Genomic DNA, 22,758 nt, shown 5'->3' with positions numbered 1-22,758 from the left:
TTTGCTACTCTCCTTCAGAGGTGAGTTCGCCAATGTCCTCGAACCAGAGCTGGGGATGTTGCGTAATAAAGTCCCGCATTAACTGCTGACATCGCTCCAAGTTCAGGTCAATCACCTCAACGCCGTGGGCTGCCATGAACTCCCGCGCCCCCCGGAAAGGTCTGGGATTCACCCGCAATCACTTTTTTGATGCCAAACTGCACCACCGCACCGGCGCAGAGATAGCAGGGCATGAGGGTTGAGTACAGTACTGTATCATCGTAGCGACCGATGCGACCCGCATTGGCCAGACAGTCAATCTCCGCATGCAGAATCGGACTGCCCCGCTGCACCCGTTGGTTGTGGCCGCGACCAATGATTTGGCCATTGCGCACCAAGACCGAGCCAATGGGAATGCCGCCCTCTTTGAGTCCTTGCTCTGCCTCGGCGATCGCTGCCGCCATAAATTCATCCATGATTGTCCGCCTGAGCAAATGTTCATTCCTAGTAAACGTCTTTTTCTGAACAGGTGTCTAGTCTTGGTATGATGCAAGCCAGAATCTGCTGGTGTCAGTGTCCATGATCAAGTTTTTGGTAACGGGTGGGGGTGGTTTTATTGGCGCCAACTTTGTGCGCTTAGCCCTTACGGAAGGCTGGGGTGCAGTGCTCAACCTCGATAAAGTGACCTATGCCTGCCACCCTGGAACCTTGGCCATGCTGGAGCAACTGCCCAATTATCAGTTTGTCAAGGGGGATGTGGGCGATCGCCCCCTTGTCCAAGAGCTATTGCAAACCTTTCAGCCCGATGCCGTGATTCACTTTGCTGCCGAAAGCCATGTGGATCGCTCCATCAATAGTCCCCAAGACTTTATCCAAACCAATGTTGTGGGCACCGCCAATCTCCTAGAGGAGGTCAAAACCTACTGGCAACAGTTACCCACTGGAGCACAGGAGCAGTTCCGCTTCATTCATATTTCCACCGATGAAGTCTATGGCAGCCTTGGCCCTGAGGATCCGCCCTTTCGCGAAGACACCCCCTACGCCCCCAACAGCCCCTATGCCGCCTCAAAGGCCGCCTCAGATCACCTTGTGCGTGCCTACCACCACACCTACGGTCTGCCCACCCTGACAACGAATTGCTCCAACAACTACGGCCCCTACCAGTTCCCCGAAAAACTGATTCCCCTGACGATCTGCCAAGCCCTAGCGGGGCAACCGCTACCCATTTATGGCGATGGTCAAAATGTACGGGATTGGCTCTACGTTGAAGATCACTGCCGCGCGGTCTATACCGTTTGGCAAAAGGGTCAGGTGGGGGAAACCTACAACATTGGTGGCAACTGCGAAAAGCCGAACCTTGAGGTGGTGCAAACCCTCTGTGATCTGCTGCAAACCCTTGTGCCCCGGTCTGATTTGAATTACCGCAGCTTGATTACCTTTGTGAGCGATCGCCCCGGCCACGATCGCCGCTACGCCATTGACGCCCGTAAAATTCAGCGAGAATTGGGGTGGCAGCCCCAAGAAACCTTCAGCAGTGGCCTCGAAAAGACGGTGCAGTGGTATCTTGCCCATCAAGATTGGGTGGAAGCAGCGCGCACCGCCGACTACAGTGCTTGGCTGGCAACCCACTATGGCAGTCTTTTAACCCCTTGCCCATGAAAGGAATTATTTTGGCTGGTGGCTCTGGAACCCGCCTCTATCCCCTGACGCAGGTGATCAGTAAACAACTGATGCCCATCTACGACAAGCCAATGATTTACTATCCCCTCTCAATTCTGATGTTGGCGGGGATTCGGGAGATCCTCATTATTTCTACCCCAGAGCACCTCTATCTTTTTGAAAAGCTTCTAGGGGATGGTCATCAGTGGGGCTTGTCCCTCAGCTATTGTGTGCAGCCTCAGCCCAATGGTCTCGCGGAAGCTTTTATCCTAGGGCGGGAGTTTTTACAAGGAGAACCCGTCTGCCTCACCCTTGGGGATAATCTGCTCTACGGCCATGATTTACCCCAAAAATTGCAACAGGGGGCGCAATTGACGGAAGGGGCAATGATTTTTGGCTATCGGGTGGCCAATCCGCAGCAGTACGGTGTGATTGAGTTTGATGCCAGCGGTCGCGTCCTCGGCATTGAGGAAAAGCCAGCAGTACCCAAGTCCAACTATGCGGTGCCCGGCATCTATTTCTATGACCATCAAGTGTGTGATCTGGCAGCCCAACTGCAACCATCGGCACGGGGGGAACTGGAAATCACCGATCTCAACCGCCTCTACCTTGAAAAGGGACAACTGCGGGTGGAATTGCTGGGACGCGGCTATGCGTGGCTGGATACGGGTACCCATGATCTGCTGCAACAGGCCAGCAGCTTCATTCGCACGCTGGAGGAACGGCAGGGGGTGAAAATTGCCTGCTTAGAGGAAATTGCTTTGCATCAGGGCTACATTACCCCAGAGCAACTTTATGAACTCGCCCAACCCCTGCGCAAAAGTAGCTACGGTCAATATCTCTTGCAGGTGTGGGCAGAAGTCACTGGAGGCATTCATGCTTAAGGTACAACCGCTGGCGATCGCTGATGTTCTGCTTTTGGAACCCCGTGTCTTTCGCGATCAGCGGGGCTTTTTCCTAGAAAGCTTTAATCAACGGGCTTTTATGGCCGCTACAGGCTTAGAGGTGACCTTTGTCCAAGACAATCACTCTGCCTCACAACAGGGCGTGCTACGGGGATTACACTACCAGCACCAACAGCCCCAAGGCAAACTCATTCGCGTCATCGAAGGAAAAATTTTTGATGTCGCAGTCGATTTGCGGCGTTCCTCGCCCACCTGTGGCCAATGGGTAGGGGCTTGGCTCAGTGCAGACACCTTCCAGCAACTGTGGATTCCCGCTGGCTTTGCCCACGGCTTCTGGGTGCAATCAGCCACTGCCCAAGTGCTCTACAAAACAACGGACTACTACAATCCGGGGGATGAATATACACTGCTGTGGAATGATCCAACCGTCGGCATTCAATGGCCGATCGACAGCGAACCCCTCCTTTCTGCCAAGGATCAGCAGGGCAAGTCTTTCAACGAACTTCCCCTATTTGCTTGAGATAAAAAATCCCTCCCCAATTGGAGAGGGACACTCAGACGAGGATACGATTAGGCTCTACAGAGCGTTACCACGGGGAAGTACCTCTTCTGGGAAGACAAAGTTTTCATGGGGTTGGTCTTGGGGCGCCATCCAAGCGCGAATGCCCTCGTTCAAGAGCAGGTTCTTCGTGTAGAACGTCTCAAACTCAGGGTCTTCCGCGGCCCGAATCTCCTGCGAAATAAAGTCGTAAGACCGCAGGTTCAACGCCAGACCCACCACGCCAATCGCACTCATCCACAGCCCCGTTACGGGCACAAACAACATGAAAAAGTGCAACCAGCGCTTGTTCGAGAAGGCAATCCCAAAAATTTGGCTCCAGAAACGGTTCGCCGTCACCATCGAGTAGGTCTCTTCCGATTGGGTGGGGCTAAAGGCACGGAAAGTGCTGGCGCCTTCGCCATCTTGGAAGAGGGTGTTCTCCACTGTGGCACCGTGGATGGCACACAACAGGGCACCGCCGAGCACACCGGCCACCCCCATCATGTGGAAGGGGTTCAAAGTCCAGTTGTGGAACCCTTGGAAGAACAGCAGGAAGCGGAAGATGGCAGCCACCCCAAAGCTGGGGGCAAAGAACCAACTGGATTGCCCCAAGGGATAGATCAAAAAGACGCTGACAAAGACGGCAATGGGGGCACTGAAGGCAATGGCGTTGTAGGGACGGATGCCCACCAAGCGAGCAATTTCAAATTGCCGCAGCATGAAGCCAATGAGGCCAAAGGCGCCGTGGAGGGCGATAAAGGTCCACAGACCACCGAGTTGGCACCAGCGGGTGAAGTCCCCTTGGGCTTCGGGACCCCAAAGGAGAAGAAGGGAGTGCCCCATGCTGTTGGCGGGGGTGGAAACGGCAACGGTGAGGAAGTTGCAGCCTTCGAGGTAGCTGGAGGCGAGGCCGTGGGTGTACCAAGAGGTCACAAAGGTGGTACCGGTCAGCCAGCCCCCGAGGGCAAGGTAGGCGCAGGGAAACAGCAGGATGCCTGACCAGCCGACAAAGACAAATCTGTCACGCTTGAGCCAGTCGTCGAGGATGTCAAACCATCCCCGTTCTGCTGGCGCTCGTCCAATTGCGATCGTCATAAAACTCAACTCCAAAAGGAAGTGATAAAGGCAGATTCGTGAGGTAGCTCAATGGGATGATAAGAGCCAAGTTTACGAATCTTAATAACGACTCTAATCTAGCAAAGGCGTTTTGTGGATTTCAACAACGCATAGATCCCAAGATAGGGCGGTAGCTATTATGGCCCTTGCTTCAGCATCCCTGTTAAAAGCTGTTTTTGCCGGGAGGGTGCAATTACTGTGAAAAGGGCTGTAAGATACTCGGTGTTTCTTGCGCTGAATTTTGCCCTATGGGTCGCTCAGTTCTAATTCCCGCCATTCCCGTAAAGGTCTCTGTTCTTGGCTTTCCACTGCACTTGGTGGATAATGCCCCAGAGTGGCTCTTGATGCAGCAGCGGGATGGCCATGGTCAGCACGTAATCACGCTCAATTCAGAGATGGTGATCCTAGCGGAGCGCACACCAGAGTTTGCCGATGTTTTACACCGTGCTGATTTGGTGATTCCCGATGGATCGGGGGTCATTCTCTACCTCAAGTTGCATGGCCTCTCGGTGCGCCGTCTGCCGGGGATTGAATTTGCCGAAGCCCTCCTGCGACTCGCCAATGAAGCTCCCCAGCCCAAGCGAGTCTTTTTCTATGGGGCAGCGCCGGGGGTGGCAGAAAAAGTGGCTGAGCGCTGGCATCGAGAGTTGCCCAACCTGAACATTGTTGGTGTGCAGTCAGGCTACCACGATGCCGATACAGAGGTTGCTCTCATTGAAACGCTGAAGGAGACACAACCCCACATTATTTTTGTGGCTTTGGGGGTGCCTCGGCAGGAATACTGGATCGATCGCCATCGTCACATTTGCCCAGAGGCGATTTGGGTTGGCGTGGGCGGTAGTTTTGATGTGTGGGCGGGGGTGAAAAAACGGGCACCCAAGCTAATGCAAAAACTCCATCTAGAATGGCTCTATCGCCTGTATCAGGAACCGTGGCGCTGGCGGCGGATGTTGGCTTTGCCCCAATTTGCATGGAAGGCGCTCCTAAGTCGTTTGTATGGGCGACAGCGTTTCTCGTCCCGATGACAGCAGTGACCCCAGTGGTACCCCCCTGCGAACCCACCTCTCAGGGGGTAATCGTTGCAGAACTGTGGCAAGTCACGAAGTCCTTTGGTGGCACTTTGCCCTGCTTACATCGCGTCAATTTACAACTGCGACGGGGAGAGTTTTATTTTCTCACGGGTGCTTCGGGGTCGGGTAAATCCACCCTCTTAAAACTTCTCTGTGGCCAAGTTCGCCCAGATCAGGGCATAGTTCGCCTGTTTGGTGAGGAAGTCAATCCCCAGCAGGATCGGCGGATGGCACAGTTGCGGCGGCGCCTAGGGGTGATTTTTCAGGACTTTAAGCTCTTGGGCGATCGCTCCGTGGCAGAGAATGTGGCCTTTGCGCTGCTGGTGCGCGGTATTCCCAAAGCAGAAATTCAGCAGCGGGTACAAACGGCGCTCAAACTGGTGGGCCTGAGCCACAAAGCCAATGCCAATCCCCAATCTCTATCGGGGGGAGAGCAGCAGCGGGTGAGCATTGCTCGGGCGATCGTTGGTGGGCCTGAGCTATTGCTGGCGGATGAACCCACGGGCAATCTGGATCCGCAAACCAGCCAACAAATTCTTGCCCTGCTCCATCGCCTCCATCAACATGGGCTAACGGTTCTCTTTACCACCCATGACTTAGCCTTGACTCGCTTAGTCCCCCATCGGATTCTCCATTTGCACCATGGCAAACTTGAGCCCCTTACCCACCCTTGACTTTTTGCTTCCAGAAGTGCGCCGCAGTCTCTGGCGCGGTGGTTGGCTCAATAGCGCAGCCGTCATTGCTGTGGCCGTGACGCTCTTTATTTTTGGTTGGGGTTGGCAAGTGTCGCACCTCCTTGGCGCTAGTGTTGAGTCCTTGGGCAATCGCCTAGAAATTACGGCCTATGTGTCGCCTAAACTTCCCGCAGCCAAAGTGGCCAGCCTTAAGGAGCAGTTGGCGGCATTACCGGGGGTAGCCGACTTCACTTGGATGGATCGCGATCGCGCTTGGGCAGAATTGCAAGCTGATTTAGGCCTCAAAAGTGAACAGGGTGGCTTAGACCTCTTTGACACCAATCCCCTCAGCGATGAAATCAAGATCCGCGCCCAAAGCCTCGATCAGGTAGCTCCCCTAGCCAGCCAAATTGCCCAAAAGGAAGGCATTGAGTCGGTGCAGTATCTTGAGCGCGCCCTAGTAGGTCTGCAAAGTGTGCAGCGAGTAGTGCGGGGAATCACGTTCATTTTGGTGCTGCTCCTGAGTTTAACGGTAGTTGCCTTAGTGAGCGCCATTTTACGGTTGATTATCCTTGTGCGCCAACCTGAAATTGAGATCATGACTCTAGTGGGCGCCACCCAAACTTGGATTTATACCCCCCTATTTATTCAAGCTGCTAGTCTAGGGGGCGGCGGCGGTTTACTGGCGTGGATGGTTGGCTGGGGTAGCAGTCAACAGCTGCAGCAGTGGTTAGCCCAACAGGCCAGCTTTCGCGCTCTTTCTAGCCATGCCTCTGTTGTCTGGTCACCCGCTTTGGGGGTGTTCTTGGTTCTCAGCGGCGTGATTTTGGGACTGGTGAGTACCCGATTAGCCCTGCCAACCACCTCTCAGCGGTAGGCGGCTATGCCACAATAAATGGGGCAATGACGATTGATTCTAAGGGCTATGACACAATTTACGGCTGACGAGAAAGCAATTGTTCAAAATTATTTCAACACGACCGGCTTCGATCGCTGGCGGCGCATCTATGGCACGGATCAGGTCAGCAAGGTGCAAGCGGATATCCGCATGGGACACCAACAGACCATTGATACGGTGCTGGCATGGCTCAAGGCTGATGGCTCCCTCAAGGGTAAACTCATTTGTGATGCGGGCTGTGGTGTTGGTAGTCTGAGCATTCCCCTAGCGGAATTGGGGGCACGGGTCTATGCCAGTGATATTTCCGAGAAGATGGTGGCCGAAGCCCGCGATCGCGCCGCTGCTCAATTGAATGGCCACCATGAACTCATCCTCAGTGTCAGTGATCTTGAAGCCCTGCGGGGACAATACCATACCGTCATCTGCCTCGATGTCCTCATCCACTATCCCGACAGCCAAATGGCAGGGATGCTAGCCCACTTGAGTTCCTTGGCGATGGAGCGACTGATCCTCAGCTTTGCCCCCAAAACACCAAAATATACGCTGCTGAAAAAAATTGGTGAATTCTTCCCCGGCTCCAGCAAGGCCACCCGTGCCTATCTCCACAGTGAGGAATTTATTGTGGGGATTTTGCGAGACTTGGGTTGGCGGATTGAACGCAATGCCATGATCAAAACCCGCTTTTACTTTTCGCGACTCCTAGAAGCAGTGCGCGCCTAGATGACGAACCTCAACCTCAGCTTGGCGGATCTGCAAGCCTTGGGGCGCCAGTGGGGGACATGGCTGCCGCCGGGGACAGTGCTCTTGTTAGCGGGGGATCTAGGGGCAGGGAAAACCACGTTTGTGCAAGCCTTGGGGGAGGGATTGGGCATTGCGGATGTCATCCAAAGCCCCACTTTCACGCTGATTCAGGAATACCCCGAAGGGCGTGTGCCCCTCTATCACTTTGATCTCTATCGCCTTACCCCCGCTGAAGTGGCGGAGTTGGCACCGGAACGCTATTGGCTTGGGGAAGAAATTGATCTGGGAATTGTTGCCATAGAGTGGCCCGATCGCCTGCCAACGCTACCCCCAGACTACCTTAGGCTCCAGCTTCAACGACAGCAGGATCGCACCCATCTAACCTTAGAGGCTGTAGGGGCAGCGACATCGCTGTTGCCCAAGTGCTTAAATCTTTGAGGGCGCGATCGCGATAGGCGGCATAGCGCAAGGCCTTTTGCCGAACATTTTGCTCTAGGGGTGGCAGAATACCAAAGTTGGGGGGCATGGGCTGGAAGGTTTTGCTCTCCGCCGTACTGATGTAGTGGAAGAGGGCACCGGCCATCGTGGTTGGGGGTAATACCAAGGGGGCGAGTCCTTGTGCCAAGCGAGCCGCATTCGTGCCGGCTAACCACCCCCCCGCCGCCGCTGCTGTATACCCTTCGGTACCCGTAATTTGACCCGCCGCCAAGAGGGTGGGGCGATCGCGAAACTGGAGACTGGCACTCAACAACTTCGGCGCATTTAAGAAGGTATTGCGGTGCATCACCCCCATGCGCACAAACTCCGCCTGCTCTAAACCGGGGATCATCCGAAACACCCGCTGTTGCTCCCCCCAGCGTAGATTCGTTTGAAAGCCCACCAAGTTCCACAGTTGGCCGTGGCGATCCTCTTGGCGCAGTTGTGCCACCGCATAGGGACGCTCTCCCGTACGCGGATCTCGCAAGCCCACGGGTTTCAAAGGTCCAAAGCGCAGGGTATCCACCCCCCGCCGCGCCAACTCCTCTACAGGTAAGCAAGCCTCAAAAAATTGAGCATTCTCACGCTCAAAGTCCTTCAAGGGTGCCTGTTCAGCTTCACAGAGAGCCTGCCAAAAGCGCTGATATTCTTCAGCAGTGAAGGGACAGTTGAGATAGGCCGCTTCCCCGCGGTCGTAGCGGGAGGCCAAAAAGGCCACCTCACGGTTAATGGACTCCCCGACCACAATTGGGCTGGCAGCATCAAAAAAACTCAGGTAGTCTAGTCCCGTAAAGCGTTGGAGATCCGCACTCAGCGCCTCACTGGTAAGCGGCCCGGTGGCTAGTACGACAATCCCAGTCTCTGGCAAATGGGGGAGTTCTTCGCGCCGCAATGTCACAAGGGGATGGCGTTCGAGGGTTTCAGTCAACTCACGGCTAAACTGGGCGCGATCCACCGCTAGAGCACCGCCGGCGGGCACTTGATGGCGATCGGCAGTGGCAATAATCAACGACCCGAGGGCACGCAGTTCATGGTGCAATAACCCCGTGGCGCGATCGCTCGCCTTGGCACCAAAGGAATTACTGCACACCAACTCTGCCAACTCCGCCGTATGGTGAGCTGGACTAGGCACATGGGGGCGCATTTCATACAGCACCACCGGCACACCCGCTCGAACAATTTGCCAAGCCGCTTCTGTACCCGCTAGACCACCACCAATGACCGTAATCGGTTCCATTGCTATCCTTCTGGGGGAGACTCCACTGCAACTTCTGAGCCGGGTAACGCCTCTGAGTCTTCTACCTCTGGCTTGAAGACCAAGCGCAACAGGGGTGGCGCAACGAACGTGGTCACAATCACCATCACGATAATACCGGCATCTAGAGCCTTCGAGAGCACACCGCTGGCCGACCCCACAGCCGCAAAAATCAAACCCACTTCACCGCGAGGCACCATACCAATGCCAATTGCCCAGCGGTTAATTCCCGGCTGGCCAAAGACCGTTGCCCCTGTTACCACCTTACCAACAATGGCCACAACGACAAGGAAGGAAGCAATGATCAGACCCGCACGATTGGCCGGTTCTAAGGGATTGAGAACGCTAATATCGGTGCGTGCGCCAACACAGACAAAGAAAACTGGCACTAGCATATCGGCAATGGGCAAAATCTGCTCCTCTAGCTCACGTCGTTTTTCCGTTTCCCCCAAGACTAAGCCAGCGGTAAAAGCACCGAGAATCGCTTCCAATTGCAGCATCACTGCCACATAACCAAGGACAAAGGCAAAGATAAGAGAGGGAATCAGTAAGTTGCCGCGCGTTGTCAGGCGATCGACCATCCCCAGAAAGAAGGGACTCAGCAGCCGCCCCACGACAACAGACCCCACCAAAAAGACCACAGAGCTAATGATCAAGTAGATCACATTGCTAATCTCGACCGTGCCCGTTTTGGCTAGACTGGCTACCACTGCCAGCACAATAATGCCGAGAATGTCATCGAGAACCGCTGCCCCAATGATGATTTGACCTTCCGGAGAAGTGAGGCGTTGAATTTCGGCAAGGACTTTGGCTGTGATCCCAATACTGGTTGCCGTCAGAGCCGCCCCCGCAAAGATGGCCGGTACCAAGTCCACATGAAAGAGCGTCACGAGGCCGAAGGTTCCCGCAACAAAGGGAGCCACTACCCCCACCACGGCGACGACAGCCGCTTGGGGCCCCACCTTGAGCAAGCCCTCTAAATCCGATTCCAAGCCAATCTCAAAGAGCAGGATCATGACGCCAATTTCTGAGAGGACGGCAATGACCTCACTGGCAGTATTGGCAACCACCGTAGCCAGCGGGTCATCCATACCGGTGGTCTGCTGAATAAACATCGTCAGCACAGAGGGCTCAGTGGTTCCCCCTTCGGAAAAGACCAACAGGTGCAAAACCGAAATACCAACCACCACCCCGCCCACCAGCTCACCCAACACCGGTGGAAAGTTAATGCGGGCACAAATTTCACCGCCCATTTTGCTCGCCAAGTAAATCACCACCAGACTCAGTAAAACAGCGGCCAAAATTAAAGGTGCTGCTTCCGCCAAGTTCACTGGTTCTGCTGCCGCATTGGCAAAAAAGGGTTCAAACAGTAGCGTTATCAAAGGCATAGGAGCAAAGGCTCAAAACTCTTTAACTCAGTTAAGCATGCCTTCCCCTTTTGCTCAACTTGCCTCTGGCCTGAACCGAATCCTATTCCTTTCTGTCTAACCTAAATTGGATTTCAGCAGGTTTATCATCGTTCTTTATAGCAGCGGTCACTCGATCATGCGCATTCTCTTTGTCGAAGATGATCCCCATCAGCGGCAGCCCATTTACCTAGCACTGCAGCGGCAGGGCTACACCGTTGATACTGCACCCGATTTGAAAACAGCCTACTGGTTAGTCCATGAGGTGGATTATGAATTGCTCATTTTAGATTGGCTTTTACCCGATGGTGAAGGCACACAGCTGTGTCGCTATTACCGCCAGCAGCAAAAAACTGCGCCAATTGTCTTTCTTACCGCAAAGGACACGACGGCGGATAAAGTCACTGGCTTGGATGTGGGTGCCGATGATTATCTCATTAAGCCCGTGGATCTATTGGAATTATTGGCACGCATCCGCGCCCTGCGGCGGCGATCGCCCCTCTGGCAGGGGGATGAACTAACCCTTGAGGGATTAACTCTTCACCTAGAGACTCGGAAGTTGAGCTATCAAGGTGCGGAAATTCAGCTTAAAAGTCGAGATTTTCAGTTGCTCAGCTACCTGATGCGCCATCCACGCCAAGTTCTCAGCTGCCAGCAAATTGAAAGTCAACTCTGGGAATGGGATAAATCCCCTGAGAGTAACGCGGTTGCCGTGCGAGTGAAACGGCTGCGGGAGCAATTGAAACAACTGGGGGTAGAGCATTGGCTCAAAACCCACTACGGTAGTGGTTATTCCTTGAATCCCCAGCAAAATGTTTCTTAGGAAAGTAGTTGGATCAATTCGCTATCGTGCTGGCTTAATTATTGCCATGCCGATTATCTGTCTGTTCATTATTGTCGCGTCATTTATATGGTTGAAGCTAAACCTAATTGAAGATGATGAATGGGTGTTGCATACGCAAAAAGTACGACTAGAAACGCAAAAACTACTTAACTTACTGCTGGACTTGGAAACAGGTGTGCGTGGCTATAGCCTGACACGCAGTCACAGCTTTCTGCAACCTTACATCACAGCAAAATCTCGCATTGTTCCATCATTGGAAAAAATTAGAGGGCTGGTACAGGATAATCCTGAGCAACTTAAAGCTTTAGACTCCATCGAGGAAACCCTTCATCAAAACATTCAGATTTTTGATCGTTACGTATATTCAGAAAATTTTGCATCTACGACTCATGTATTCAGTAAGTCCAACCAAGAGCAGAATATTGATTGGAATAAAAGTCGAATTTTAATGGAAAGAGCACGGCAAAGCATTTACGAATTTTATAAAAATGAGGAGGTGCTGTTGGGCGATCGCCGGCAGCACCAAATTGAGTATCGAGAATTGGCATGGTCAATTATAATTGCTGCCGCCGTGATTGGTGGTATTGCTAGCTTACTCTCTGTTCGCTTGTTTTATCAGCTGGTTGCGGAGCTAGAATTTCGCGAAAATTCCCTTAGGGAAAATAATGAAAAACTATCTGTTGTTTGTCATCAGCTTCAGCGATTTACAGCCAATGCTTCCCATGAGCTAAGGGCACCTTTATCAGCAATTTTAAGTAATAGTCAGCTGGCTCTAATGATCCTAGAAGAAGAGCTGCAAGATGACAGTGAATCCTTTACAACTGTGCAGCAAAACTTAAACAACATCTGCCAGATTGCAAAACAAATGGCCAATTTAGTCAGCGATCTGCTGTTTTTGGCTCGCCATGAAGGTCAGTTGGCCAATTGCCAATCGTTTAATGCCCATGCGCTGATTAAGGAATTAGCTGAAGAGTGGCAGCAGCTCATGGATAACCAAGGGATCACATTTGTGGTTCAATTCCCTGAATTGCCCGTCATGGTAAAGGGTGACTTTTTGCTGCTCAAGCAAGCAATTGCAAACCTTTTGAGAAATGCCTGTGCCTATACCCCTAGGGGTGGCAAGGTGGTACTAGGACTACAGCCAACGGATCGCGGTGTTCAAGTTGCTGTAGCCGATACAGGTATTGGTATTCCTGAGGGCGCCCTTCCCCATGTGTGTGAACGCTTTTATCGCATTGCTCAAGGCCAGGAACAACCAAAGGGTTTTGGTTTAGGGCTGGCAATCGTCAAACAAATTGTTGATGCTCATCAAGGACAGCTGCAAATTCACAGTCGCGTGGGGAAGGGAACAACGGTGACCATTACCTTACTCCCAAGCGGACGTTGACATAGTTCTGTCATTTTTTTTCCCTAACCTAGGGATTGAAGCATTGAGGACACAGAAGGTGGTTAGGAAGTATTTGTGGATCCTGAGTATGTCTCTTTTTGTTGGTACTACGGGCGTTTTTATGCCGCCGATGGCTCAAAGCGTTGCCCAGTCGGTAACCCCGATTCGTAATTTAGGCAATGTCTATGGCATTACCATTCGCGGCACTGTACGCAGTGTTGTTGGCAATCATTTCATTCTCGAGGATGGCACTGGCCAAGTGATTGTGGATGCGGGGCCGCGTTGGTTTCACCAAATCAATCTCCAGCCCGGCGAAACGGTCACGGTGGTGGGGAAATATGATGATTATGATTTTGACGCCTTTCGTATTACCCGCGCCAATGGAGAGGTGATTAACATTCGTCCCCATGGTGGGCCTCCCCCTTGGGCGGGTGGCCGGCGACGCTGGGAGCAACGACAGGCACGTTAGGATAAACCACTTTACCACATAGGCCGCTGGAAAATTTTGTGAGGTAGCTAAAAATTTCGATGGATAGAGGGGGCGATTGCCCCTTTTATTTTCAGCGATCGCTAGCCAAAATCAGCCTAGAATCCAGCCTAGTTCTATTACGGATTCTTGGGTTAAGGCATGAGTTTTTCTAAACTTTCCGCGAAAGGATTCTTGGTATAGTAGAAGCGTTTACGAACTACTGTCCACTCGTCATTGGGTCAGCCATGCTACTGAAGTCCACAACACGTCACGTTCACATCTATGCCGGCCATGTGGTTGATGGGGAAGTTCATCCTGATACGGAAACACTGACGCTGAATGTGGATCCCGATAACGAGTTGGAGTGGAACGACGCCGCCCTAGCGAAGGTGGAAGCCAAGTTTCAGGAGCTGGTGGCGAATGCCGCAGGGGAAGATTTGACGGAATACAATTTGCGGCGGATTGGCTCGGACTTGGAGCACTTTATTCGCTCGTTACTGATGCAAGGTGAAATTGGTTACAACCTCAATAGTCGTGTGCGTAACTACAGTCTGGGGATTCCCCGTGTGAATCACTGCTAGATTCATTCATCCTCAATCGCGGATTATTTAACAGGTGCTTTGACAGCGGCATTTCCCGCTACAGTTTTTCTATTAAGTTTGAATCTATAGGGGGAGTGCCATTCTCTGGCTTTCGCAGTTTTGCGTGTGTGCTCTCTTTGGGAAAAGGGTTGTGTTTAGCCGTCAATTGGCCAAAAAAAAGAGGCCATTACTGACCTCAAAATGACACTTTGACCGCTGAAAATTGGGAGAGAGTTAAGGTCTAGAGGAGACCCCAGAAGTGAAGCACGCCTTGTTTGGTGATCAGTTCTGTGAGTAGCGCCGCCACAAAGCCAATCATGGCGAGGCGACCGTTCCAAATTTCAGCTTGGGGGGTGAATCCAAAGACCCATGCGTTGCGATCTTCAGCTTTGATGGTTTTGGTATCTTCCATGGTTTTGACTCCTGATCGAACCCTGTACCCTCACTGTAACAATTCTTTACTAATTCCGCAACATCTCTTAATATATTTTTCTCTATTGCTGTCCTAGAGGGCGATCGCGGTATCCCTAATCAATGACTGTGGCCATCTTCACGTTCTCCAGCTTGGCGAGGATTTGCGGCTTGTAGTTTTCAAACTCTGCCTTGAGGAGATTACGGCTCACAACTGCTGGGGCAGAACTGGGTAAGCTTTTACTGGTTTGCAGCCAATCCCGTAGCAGTTGCCGCTGGAAGGTAGCGATCGTAAACATGCGGACATTGATGCAGTGTTGCGGATCCTCAAGGGAGAAAAAGAGCAGCGGATAGTAGCCGGTCTCCGAGAGCAAAACGCAGAGTTCTTGGTTGCGTGGCAGTTTCATATCCAAATAACAGGGCAACCAGCGGGGACCTTGTTTGGGATCGTAGATAGCAGTAATCCAGAGGATCATCGGGTGGGGACTGGTGGTAAAGAGAAACTGGTTGTAGCGAATATTGAGCATGCGCCGATCAATTTCTGGGCGAGGCAGCATCACCCACAGCGAGGCGGCTGATTCCCGCTGTGCATACAAAGGCATCGGAAAGACAATTTCCGCTACGGGTTTATCGGCAGGCCAAACACTTTGCCAGCAGACTTCTTCAACTGTTGCAAGGGCAACAGGCGGTTGAGACTGGCGTTCTGAGGGTTGAGAGACTTTTGCAGCAACCTCTACCCCCGGCTGGGTGACTCGACTACTCCCAAACTGTTCCTCAAGGGCTGTTAAGACGTTGATAATTTCACCGACGTTTTGGGGGCGATCGCTGGGGGACTTGGCCATGCAGGCCATGATCAGTTCCTCAAGGACAGGAGGAAGATACAACCCTGGACTGGCCACATTGAAGGGCACTGGCTTTTGGAAGTGGTGTGCCTTAAACCAACTGCCAATGGAGTGGGTGTCCGCCTGAATGGGCATCTTGCCGGTGAGTAGCTCATACATGGTGATGCCAAGACTGTAGATATCCGAGCGGTGATCCAACTCTCGCCCTTCAATTTGCTCTGGGGAACAGTAGGCCAAAGTGCCCATAAACGACGAGGTTTGCCTTTTTTCAGAAACATCCCCCAAAAATTTGGCAATCCCAAAATCCAATAGCTTCGCAAGTTCCCCCATCGTGCCATCCTGAATCACAAGGACGTTGCTAGGTTTGATGTCACGGTGAATAATGGGGCATTTTTGGCCTTCGATGATAATTCCCTCATGGGCTACCTGCAGACCAAGGCACATATGGCGTGCAATTCGCAGAAATCGGCTTAAGGGCAGGGGTTCTTCTAGGAGCAAATCACTGAGGTTTTCGCCTTCCAAAAATTCCATGACGTAGAAGGGAATTTCCTCGTTGTTCATGCCGTAGTCGAGCACCCGCACCACGTGCATACTTTTCTGACCGAGGAGAGCACCCGCGCGCGCTTCTTGGGCAAAGCGGGTTTTCATGCGATCGTTGAGCAGGGTTTGCGACAGGAATTTAACGGCAACGGGAACACCACCAAGGAGAATGTCCTCTGCTCGATACACCCGCCCCATTGAGCCTTTGCCAATCAGCTCCGTCAGCTGGTACCGATTCATCAGAATTTGGCCAATGTTGGTATCGCGGTGCGGTTCTGACATAGTTGCCTCAAGGGGAAATCGGCTGACGAGGTCGCAAACAGGCAAGTATTGTGTTGCTAGGTCGCTATGGTTATACGTCTATTATCTCTAGAGTCTTTAGGTTCTGTTTGATCCATTGGGGCGATCGCTCCCCCCAATCCGTAGTTTCTTAAGCCTTTTTAGGGTTCTAAGCATTGGGAACGCCTAACCAAGACATCAGTGAAGAACTGGTAATCTGAATCTCTTTCTCCAGATCCGGAACAGGGATAAAGACCACACCGCCACTACAGGAAATCTCCCCCACCGATCGCCACTGATTCGCGGTATAGATGTGCACATGATCAACGGCGCCCCGTCGCCAACTGCGCCACATCTCACTGGCAGCACAATCATAGAGTTGATAGCCTTCGGGAATGGCGGCACGGGTAAAGGGCACCAGTTGTGCCTTATTTTGAGCAAGATCAGGGAAAAATGAACCATGGGTCAATGCTTGTCGCAAAGATTCCCACGCATCGCAGTAGCGCTTGACCATGATCTGCGGTTGACCATTTTCACTTTTGCCTGTGGCAATGACGCCCGCTTTGTTGTCCACCAGTTGCCAAGTCCCTAAGACGGATTCAATGCGATAGTTGGGATTCGATGCAAGGCTCTCAGCCCCATTGACAACATCGGCAACAAAAACAGCAAACAACTCGCTGTCATCCATGTATCCACTCCCGATTCTGCTTCTCTCTTAGTGTAGCCAGTTCGCTGGGCCGCACCAGCAGGAGAGGGGGAGCCAATTCATTTTTACTTTTTGAAATTAAAACATCTGGGAAAATTTCCTTTCTGAGGCGATCGCAAAGCTCCGTATAATCATGGATTGATAAGGTAGTTGCATGGCTGCCTTCACTGGACTCTTACGCAGGGGTATCTCCCACACTCTGACTGCTTTGAGATGCTTTGACTTCTGAGGTTAACCATGAAATATCGCATTTTAATGGCGACGCTGCTGGCGGTATGTTTAGGGATTTTTTCCTTGAGCGCCCCCGCCTTTGCCGCAAAACAGACTTTAACCTATGACGATATTGTCGGCACTGGTCTGGCCAACAAGTGCCCCACGCTTGATGATACGGCACGCGGTGCCTACCCCATTGATAGCTCCCAAACCTATCGCATTGCCCAACTGTGCTTGCAGCCGACGACATTTTTGGTCAAGGAAGAGCCTAAGAACAAACGCCAAGAGGCCGAATTTGTTCCCACAAAACTGGTGACCCGCGAAACCACGAGCTTGGATCAAATTCAAGGGGAACTCAAGGTCAACAGCGATGGCAGCCTCACGTTCATAGAAGAGGATGGGATTGATTTCCAACCAGTGACCGTGCAAATGCCCGGTGGCGAGCGTATCCCACTGCTGTTTACGGTGAAAAACTTGGTGGCGAGCACTCAGCCCAACATTAGCAGGATCACCACTTCAACGGATTTCAAAGGGGAATTCACCGTTCCTTCCTACCGCACCGCCAACTTCCTCGATCCCAAAGGACGGGGCTTGGCCTCTGGTTATGATTCGGCGATCGCCATTCCCCAAGGTAAAGAAGAAGAGCTGGCTCGCGCCAACGTCAAACGCTTCTCCCTGACCAAGGGTGAAATTTCTCTGAATGTGGCGAAAGTGGATGGCCGCACGGGTGAAATTGCTGGCACCTTTGAAAGTGAGCAACTCTCCGATGATGATATGGGTGCCCACGAACCTCACGAAGTGAAAATTCAAGGGGTCTTTTACGCCCGCATCGAACCTGCCTAGGATCGACCAGCCCATGGCGACTCTTTTAGAACTCAGGGAACTGCGGGTCGCCTACCCTACAACGGAGACATCATCTGCTGCAACATGCGTGGTGGATGGTGTTTCTTTTTGTGTGGCCGCAGGGGAGCGGTTTGGCTTAGTGGGGGAGTCGGGTTGTGGCAAATCCACGATTGGTAAGGCCATTTTGCAATTATTGCCGCCGGGGTCCCAAGTTGCTGGGGCGATCGCCCTTCAGGGGCAATCCCTTTTGGGGCTGACCACTTCCCAATTGCGGCGACTGCGGGGCGAGCAAATTGGTTTGGTCTTTCAAGATCCGATGACGCGCCTCAATCCCCTCATGAGCGTCTATGACCACTGCGATGAGCTATTGCGGAGTCATTGCTCTGCTTGGAGTCGCTCCCAACGGCGGCAGCGCATTGTTGAGGTGTTGGATCGGGTGAAAATTTCGGCCAATCGCCTGCATCAGTATCCCCATGAGTTTAGTGGCGGGATGCGTCAACGGGTGGCGATCGCCCTTGCGTTGCTCTTGAACCCACCCCTGATCATTGCTGATGAACCGACAACGGCGCTAGATGTGACTGTCGCGGCGGAAATTCTCGATGAACTCACGCGCCTGTGCCAAGCGGAGCAGCGGGGACTGCTGCTGATTTCCCACGATTTGGCATTGATGGCCAAGTATTGCGATCGCCTTGCGGTCATGCACCAAGGCAAGATTGTTGAACTGGGAGCGGCTCGTCAAGTGCTGCAACAGCCCCACCACCCCTATACCCAGTCCCTACTTGCGGCCACCCAACTCACCCCTAAAGAAACCCCACCCTTGGACACTGCCCCAGAACTGCTGCGGGTTCACAATTTACAGCGGCACTACCGCTTGGGGGGATGGCTACAACCGCAAACCACGATTCGAGCGGTTGATGGCGTCGATCTAACGTTGCGCCGCGGAGAAACCCTTGGCCTTGTGGGCGAATCCGGCTGTGGTAAAAGTACGCTCTCGCGCCTGATTCTGCAACTGATTCCCGCCAACGCCGGTGAAGTGGTCTTTTTGGGGCGCAATTTAACTCAATTACCAGCGGCACAACTGCGCCCAGTCCGCCGCGATCTGCAAATGATTTTCCAAGACCCCCATGCCTGCCTCAATCCCAAAATGACCGTAGGGCAAAACTTGCTGGAGCCACTGCTAATTCATCGGCTGATGGCCAAAGAGGCTGCCCAAGAACGGGTACGCGAGATGCTGGCACAGGTGGAATTAACCCCCAGTGAAGTGTATGTTCATCGCTATCCCCATGCCCTGTCGGGGGGACAACGCCAACGGGTGGCGATCGCCCGTGCCCTGATTACCCATCCCCAACTGGTGGTCTGTGATGAACCAGTGAGTATGCTCGATGCCCATATCCAACGCCAGGTGCTGGCGCTGATGCAACAGTTAAAGGAACAATTCCAACTCACTTATCTCTTTATCACCCACGATCTGGCGATCGCCCGCTATTTTTGCGATCGCATTGCCGTCATGTACGCTGGTAAGATCGTTGAACTGGCTCCCACTGCCCAATTGTTTGCCCAGCCGCAGCATCCCTACACGCAAAAATTGCTGGCCGCTGCTCTGTAGCGTATCTTAACCATTTTTCCCCCATTTCTTAGGCAAACCCTAACCCAACTTCCCTAAAGTTTAGGAACTGGCTGCCCACAGTGGATGAATTTGGAACGAGATACGCTTCATGGCTGAATATTTTGGTGATCTGTTACCCCGTGTCCTAAGCCGACGCACCGTACTAAAAACTGCTCTTTTTGGCGCGGCGGGTTTAACCCTTGCAACCCTGACCAAGGGGTGTGCCACTGCACCGGCTTTAGGCTTTCCAACGATTTACCCCAACACCGACGATAAAATTACGCTGCCTGAGGGCTTTGAGCATGGCGTCGTGATTCGCTGGGGCGATGCCCTCGATGGTGGTGAAAACTTGAATTGGAATCGCATTCACCAAACAGTCACCGCAGCCGATGTCCAGCGGCAGCAGCAGTGCTTTGGCTACAACTGTGATTTTGTTGGCTATCAGACCACACCCGATGGCAAGCATTTGCTGGTCGTGAATCATGAATACACCAATCCCGAACTCATGTTTCAAACCGTGGGCGATCGCCCCAATCAATGGCAAGCCGCACTCCAGCGGGAGGCCCATGGACTCTCCATTGTCGAGATTGCCAAAAACGCCAATGGTGGCTGGCAATATGTGAAAGCCTCGCCCTACAACCGCCGAATCACAGGTTCAACGCCCTGTGAGATTTCTGGCCCTGCTAAAGGCCACGCCCTTTTGAAAACGGCTGCGGATCCCACGGGGACACGGGTGAATGGCACCCTCAATAACTGCGCAGCGGGCAAAACCCCTTGGGGCACGGTACTCACCTGCGAGGAAAACTTCCATAGCTATTTTGGCGGCAGTGATAGCAACCTCACGGGCATGGTGAAGGAGCTGCATAAGCGCTATGACATTCCCAATGAGCGGGCCGATCGCTATGGCTTTTATCTCTATGAAGATCGCTTCAACATCGCGAAGGAACCCCAAGAGGCCTTTCGCTTTGGCTGGGTTGTGGAAGTGGATCCTCTTTCTCCGGATCGCGCCCCCATTAAACGCACAGCCCTAGGACGGTTTCGCCATGAGGCGGCGACAACGGTGATTGCCCCCGATGGTCGAGTTGTGGTGTATATGGGGGATGATGAACGCTTTGAGTATGCCTACAAATTCATTACCAAGGGCAAGTACCAAGCCAACGATCGCGCCGCCAACTTGAACCTGTTGGATGAAGGGGAACTGTACGTTGCTCGCTTTAATGACGATCTGACGGGTGAATGGCGAGCGATCGCCCGCGTTGAGGGCAGTACAATTACCCCCAACCCCAATCTGCCCACAGCCTTCCAACAGGATCCTGCCCTGTGTTTTATTTACACCCGCGCCGCCGCTGATGCCCTAGGGGCAACAAAAATGGATCGACCCGAGGACTTCGAGTGGAATCCGGTCACCAAAAGTGTTTGGCTGGCGCTGACCTACAACGAGAAACGGAAGGCTAAGGCCACGGATGGCGCCAACCCGCGTCCTGAAAATGTGATGGGGCATGTGATTGAAATGATTGAGCAGGGCAATAACCCAACCGCCTTGCAGTTTCAGTGGCGTTTACCTTTGCTTTGTGGAGATCCCTCCGCCCCAGAGAAAAACCGCCAGTTAGTGCTGTATGGTGAACCCACCAACGCAGAGGTACCGCCAATCTCAGCCCCCGATAACTTGACCTTCGATCGCGCCGGCAATGTCTGGATTGCCACCGATGGCAATGGCGGATCAACCCGCTTGGGCAAAAATGATGGCGTTTATGTCCTCAATCCGCAGCGCCGCGAACTGAAGATGTTCCTCTCTGGCGTGCCCGGCTGTGAAATTTGTGGCCCTGAATTTAGCAGTGACTATCAAACCTTCTTCTGTGCTATTCAGCATCCGGGGGAAGGGGCAAAATCCACAGCTGATCTGCCAACACGCTGGCCCTATGGAGAAGAGGTGGTCGTGCCTCGGCCTGCCGTCATTGCTGTATGGCGCTCAGATGGCCGGGAAGTGTCAGCCTAGGGCTTGCGGGAAGAATAGCGATTGATCCCTTCAGGACGCAGGGGTACGACTGGGGCAGCCCGGCGGCGGTGGGTTCTAGACGTTTTGGCGCGAGTGTTTGTGGCAGCGGGGAAGGCAATCACCTCTGCCTGCTGTCCTTCACGGGCACAGCGAATCAACAGGCCAGCGATCGCCATACTGGCCATAATTGAGCTACCGCCATAGCTAAAGAGGGGAAAGGGTAATCCTGTTGTCGGTAGGATACCAATGGCGACACCTATATTAATCAGGGCCTGTAGGAGCATGATCACCGTTGCCCCCAAGGCAATGAGCTGGATCAGGGGATCCCGCGCCTGATTCACCACCCGCATTCCCAGCCAACCGTAGGCCGCCAGCAGTCCTAGGAGCAAGAGGCACCCCAATAGCCCCATTTCCTCGGCATAGACCGCAAAAATAAAATCCGTGTGCTGGATGGGCAAATAGGAGAGCTTTTGCTGTGAAAAGCCATAGCCCGTGCCCAAAACGCCCCCCGAAGCAACCGCCAAGAGACTCTGCACCAGTTGGTAGCCATCCCCCATCGCATCCGCCCAAGGGTTGAGGAAGGACATCACCCGCCGCCGTTGATACTCGTTAATGCTGATGCTGAGGACTGCCAAGCCCAAGCCACTCATGGCTGTTAACAGTAGGGGCGCCAAGGGTAAACCTGCCCCAAGGGCAATCAGCCACAATGTCATGCCACAGAGGGCGGTGGTGCTGAGGTTGGGTTGGATTAAAATTCCCAGCAGCGTCAGGGCAAAGGCCGTTAACCAAAAACAGCGTGCCTTGAGATGCAGCCGCCGCCAAGAACTAAACACCCAAGCGGCTTGCAGGACTAAAAAAGGCTTCATCATTTCCGAGGGCTGGAGTTGAAAAGGACCAAGACTAATCCAGCGGGTGGCGCCCATCACCGTTGTCCCGACCCCCGGTAGGCGTGTTGCCCAGATCAGCAGCAGAAACAAAAAGAAACCTGGAATGGCCATCTGGAGCGATCGCCGCAGCGGCAGCCGCAGAAACACTTGAAAGCCTATCCAGCCAAGGGCAAGCCACAGCAACTGGCGCGTAAAGTAGTACAGCCCATCCCCTGTTTCGGCCAAACCGACGGGAAAACTAGCGGAAAAGAGGACGACCAAGCCAAGACCAATCCACACTAGGGTCAACCAGTGGAGCAATCGTGCTTCTAGGGTCCACTGCCGCAGGTCGCCAACCGCTTCGCTGCGCCGCAGGCGATCGCCAAAGGGGAGAAAACGCCACCAACTCACGCTTAGATGACCCTCACTGGCATCGGCCACTATAGGAACAGTA

General features: G+C 53.1%; 22 protein-coding genes and 1 pseudogene. 15 read left to right on the top strand and 8 right to left on the bottom strand.

The features are described from left to right. Positions 1-4: 4 nt before the first annotated feature. A pseudogene (locus M0646_RS03915) lies at positions 5-455 on the bottom strand (nucleoside deaminase). Positions 456-558: 103 nt separating this feature from the next. Here M0646_RS03915 and rfbB point away from each other — a divergent pair. Genes rfbB through rfbC form a run of 3 tightly spaced genes read left to right on the top strand, consistent with a single transcriptional unit; the run spans position 559 to position 3,063 of the window. After that, entirely contained in the window at positions 559-1,638 is a 1,080-nt protein-coding gene (gene rfbB, locus M0646_RS03910; RefSeq protein ID WP_286626676.1) for a dTDP-glucose 4,6-dehydratase, read from the top strand. Further along, positions 1,635-2,522, top strand: coding sequence for a glucose-1-phosphate thymidylyltransferase RfbA (gene rfbA / locus M0646_RS03905; protein ID WP_286649893.1), 888 nt, complete (start codon positions 1,635-1,637; stop codon positions 2,520-2,522). The genes rfbB and rfbA overlap by 4 nt, the downstream gene beginning before the upstream one ends. After that, the gene (rfbC, locus tag M0646_RS03900; protein WP_286626672.1) at positions 2,515-3,063 is read left to right on the top strand and encodes a dTDP-4-dehydrorhamnose 3,5-epimerase; all 549 of its coding nucleotides are present in this window, start codon (positions 2,515-2,517) and stop codon (positions 3,061-3,063) included. Before rfbA ends, rfbC begins: the two co-directional genes overlap by 8 nt. A 57-nt stretch (positions 3,064-3,120) precedes the next feature. On the opposite strand, the gene psbD is transcribed toward rfbC, so the two are convergent. Beyond that, positions 3,121-4,179, bottom strand: a complete 1,059-nt coding sequence (gene psbD, locus M0646_RS03895) for a photosystem II D2 protein (photosystem q(a) protein) (protein ID WP_149818344.1) — start codon at positions 4,177-4,179, stop codon at positions 3,121-3,123. A 269-nt stretch (positions 4,180-4,448) separates the two neighbouring features. Between psbD and M0646_RS03890 the strand changes: the two genes are divergently transcribed. The 5 genes from M0646_RS03890 to tsaE are packed head-to-tail and all read left to right on the top strand — an operon-like array spanning position 4,449 to position 8,021. After that, positions 4,449-5,225 (top strand): WecB/TagA/CpsF family glycosyltransferase, encoded by a 777-nt coding sequence (locus M0646_RS03890; RefSeq protein WP_190278205.1) that lies wholly within the window; start codon positions 4,449-4,451, stop codon positions 5,223-5,225. Beyond that, entirely contained in the window at positions 5,222-5,944 is a 723-nt protein-coding gene (gene ftsE, locus M0646_RS03885; RefSeq protein ID WP_286626671.1) for a cell division ATP-binding protein FtsE, read from the top strand. The genes M0646_RS03890 and ftsE overlap by 4 nt, the downstream gene beginning before the upstream one ends. Continuing rightward, on the top strand, positions 5,913-6,821 hold the full coding sequence (locus M0646_RS03880; protein WP_286626669.1) for an ABC transporter permease: 909 nt from the start codon (positions 5,913-5,915) through the stop codon (positions 6,819-6,821). The genes ftsE and M0646_RS03880 overlap by 32 nt, the downstream gene beginning before the upstream one ends. A gap of 48 nt (positions 6,822-6,869) precedes the next feature. Then, on the top strand, positions 6,870-7,562 hold the full coding sequence (gene bchM, locus M0646_RS03875) for a magnesium protoporphyrin IX methyltransferase (RefSeq protein WP_149818338.1): 693 nt from the start codon (positions 6,870-6,872) through the stop codon (positions 7,560-7,562). Next, positions 7,563-8,021, top strand: coding sequence for a tRNA (adenosine(37)-N6)-threonylcarbamoyltransferase complex ATPase subunit type 1 TsaE (gene tsaE, locus M0646_RS03870; protein ID WP_149818336.1), 459 nt, complete (start codon positions 7,563-7,565; stop codon positions 8,019-8,021). On the opposite strand, the gene trmFO is transcribed toward tsaE, so the two are convergent. Together trmFO and M0646_RS03860 are read right to left on the bottom strand one after the other, a co-directional pair. Continuing rightward, positions 7,924-9,297, bottom strand: coding sequence for an FADH(2)-oxidizing methylenetetrahydrofolate--tRNA-(uracil(54)-C(5))-methyltransferase TrmFO (gene trmFO / locus M0646_RS03865; protein WP_286649892.1), 1,374 nt, complete (start codon positions 9,295-9,297; stop codon positions 7,924-7,926). The two genes, tsaE and trmFO, sit on opposite strands and share 98 nt — an antisense overlap. Before the next feature lie 2 nt (positions 9,298-9,299). Further along, on the bottom strand, positions 9,300-10,703 hold the full coding sequence (locus tag M0646_RS03860; RefSeq protein WP_286649891.1) for a cation:proton antiporter: 1,404 nt from the start codon (positions 10,701-10,703) through the stop codon (positions 9,300-9,302). Positions 10,704-10,860: 157 nt separating this feature from the next. On the opposite strand from M0646_RS03860, the gene M0646_RS03855 reads away from it, so the two are divergent. The 4 genes from M0646_RS03855 to ndhM all read left to right on the top strand — a co-directional run bounded on the left by M0646_RS03855 (position 10,861) and on the right by ndhM (position 14,002). Further along, complete coding sequence (locus M0646_RS03855; protein WP_286626664.1) at positions 10,861-11,544, top strand: response regulator transcription factor; 684 nt, start codon at positions 10,861-10,863, stop codon at positions 11,542-11,544. Positions 11,545-11,590: 46 nt separating this feature from the next. Then, entirely contained in the window at positions 11,591-12,952 is a 1,362-nt protein-coding gene (locus tag M0646_RS03850; RefSeq protein WP_286649890.1) for a CHASE3 domain-containing protein, read from the top strand. A gap of 130 nt (positions 12,953-13,082) precedes the next feature. Next, the gene (locus tag M0646_RS03845; RefSeq protein WP_399363189.1) at positions 13,083-13,421 is read left to right on the top strand and encodes a DNA-binding protein; all 339 of its coding nucleotides are present in this window, start codon (positions 13,083-13,085) and stop codon (positions 13,419-13,421) included. Between the two features lie 245 nt (positions 13,422-13,666). Then, complete coding sequence (gene ndhM / locus M0646_RS03840; protein ID WP_149818324.1) at positions 13,667-14,002, top strand: photosynthetic/respiratory NAD(P)H-quinone oxidoreductase subunit M; 336 nt, start codon at positions 13,667-13,669, stop codon at positions 14,000-14,002. Between the two features lie 241 nt (positions 14,003-14,243). Here ndhM and M0646_RS03835 read toward each other — a convergent pair whose 3' ends face one another. From M0646_RS03835 to M0646_RS03825, 3 genes are all read right to left on the bottom strand, one after another. Beyond that, a complete protein-coding gene (locus tag M0646_RS03835; protein WP_011056299.1) occupies positions 14,244-14,414 on the bottom strand; it encodes a chlorophyll a/b-binding protein in 171 nt (56 codons plus the stop codon). A 115-nt stretch (positions 14,415-14,529) separates the two neighbouring features. Next, positions 14,530-16,077: a serine/threonine-protein kinase gene (locus M0646_RS03830; RefSeq protein WP_286649889.1), complete on the bottom strand. Its 1,548-nt coding sequence runs from the start codon at positions 16,075-16,077 to the stop codon at positions 14,530-14,532. A 166-nt stretch (positions 16,078-16,243) separates the two neighbouring features. Then, positions 16,244-16,762 (bottom strand): hypothetical protein, encoded by a 519-nt coding sequence (locus M0646_RS03825; protein ID WP_149818322.1) that lies wholly within the window; start codon positions 16,760-16,762, stop codon positions 16,244-16,246. 255 nt (positions 16,763-17,017) lie between these two features. Between M0646_RS03825 and M0646_RS03820 the strand changes: the two genes are divergently transcribed. From M0646_RS03820 to M0646_RS03810, 3 genes are all read left to right on the top strand, one after another. Continuing rightward, a complete protein-coding gene (locus tag M0646_RS03820; protein ID WP_286626656.1) occupies positions 17,018-17,836 on the top strand; it encodes a photosystem II manganese-stabilizing polypeptide in 819 nt (272 codons plus the stop codon). A gap of 13 nt (positions 17,837-17,849) precedes the next feature. After that, positions 17,850-19,442 carry an ABC transporter ATP-binding protein gene (locus tag M0646_RS03815; protein WP_286626655.1) on the top strand — a complete coding sequence of 531 codons (1,593 nt, stop codon included), beginning with the start codon at positions 17,850-17,852 and terminating at the stop codon, positions 19,440-19,442. Between the two features lie 109 nt (positions 19,443-19,551). After that, a complete protein-coding gene (locus M0646_RS03810; RefSeq protein ID WP_149818316.1) occupies positions 19,552-21,438 on the top strand; it encodes a PhoX family phosphatase in 1,887 nt (628 codons plus the stop codon). On the opposite strand, the gene M0646_RS03805 is transcribed toward M0646_RS03810, so the two are convergent. After that, complete coding sequence (locus M0646_RS03805) at positions 21,435-22,715, bottom strand: FtsW/RodA/SpoVE family cell cycle protein (protein ID WP_255451707.1); 1,281 nt, start codon at positions 22,713-22,715, stop codon at positions 21,435-21,437. The genes M0646_RS03810 and M0646_RS03805 overlap by 4 nt on opposite strands. Between the last annotated feature and the right edge of the window lie 43 nt (positions 22,716-22,758).

The sequence above is a fragment of the Thermosynechococcus sp. B3 genome, from assembly GCF_030323045.1.
Lineage (GTDB): Bacteria > Cyanobacteriota > Cyanobacteriia > Thermosynechococcales > Thermosynechococcaceae > Thermosynechococcus.
Note: the sequence above shows the minus strand (reverse complement) of the source record. Positions and strands in the feature narration are given on the sequence as shown.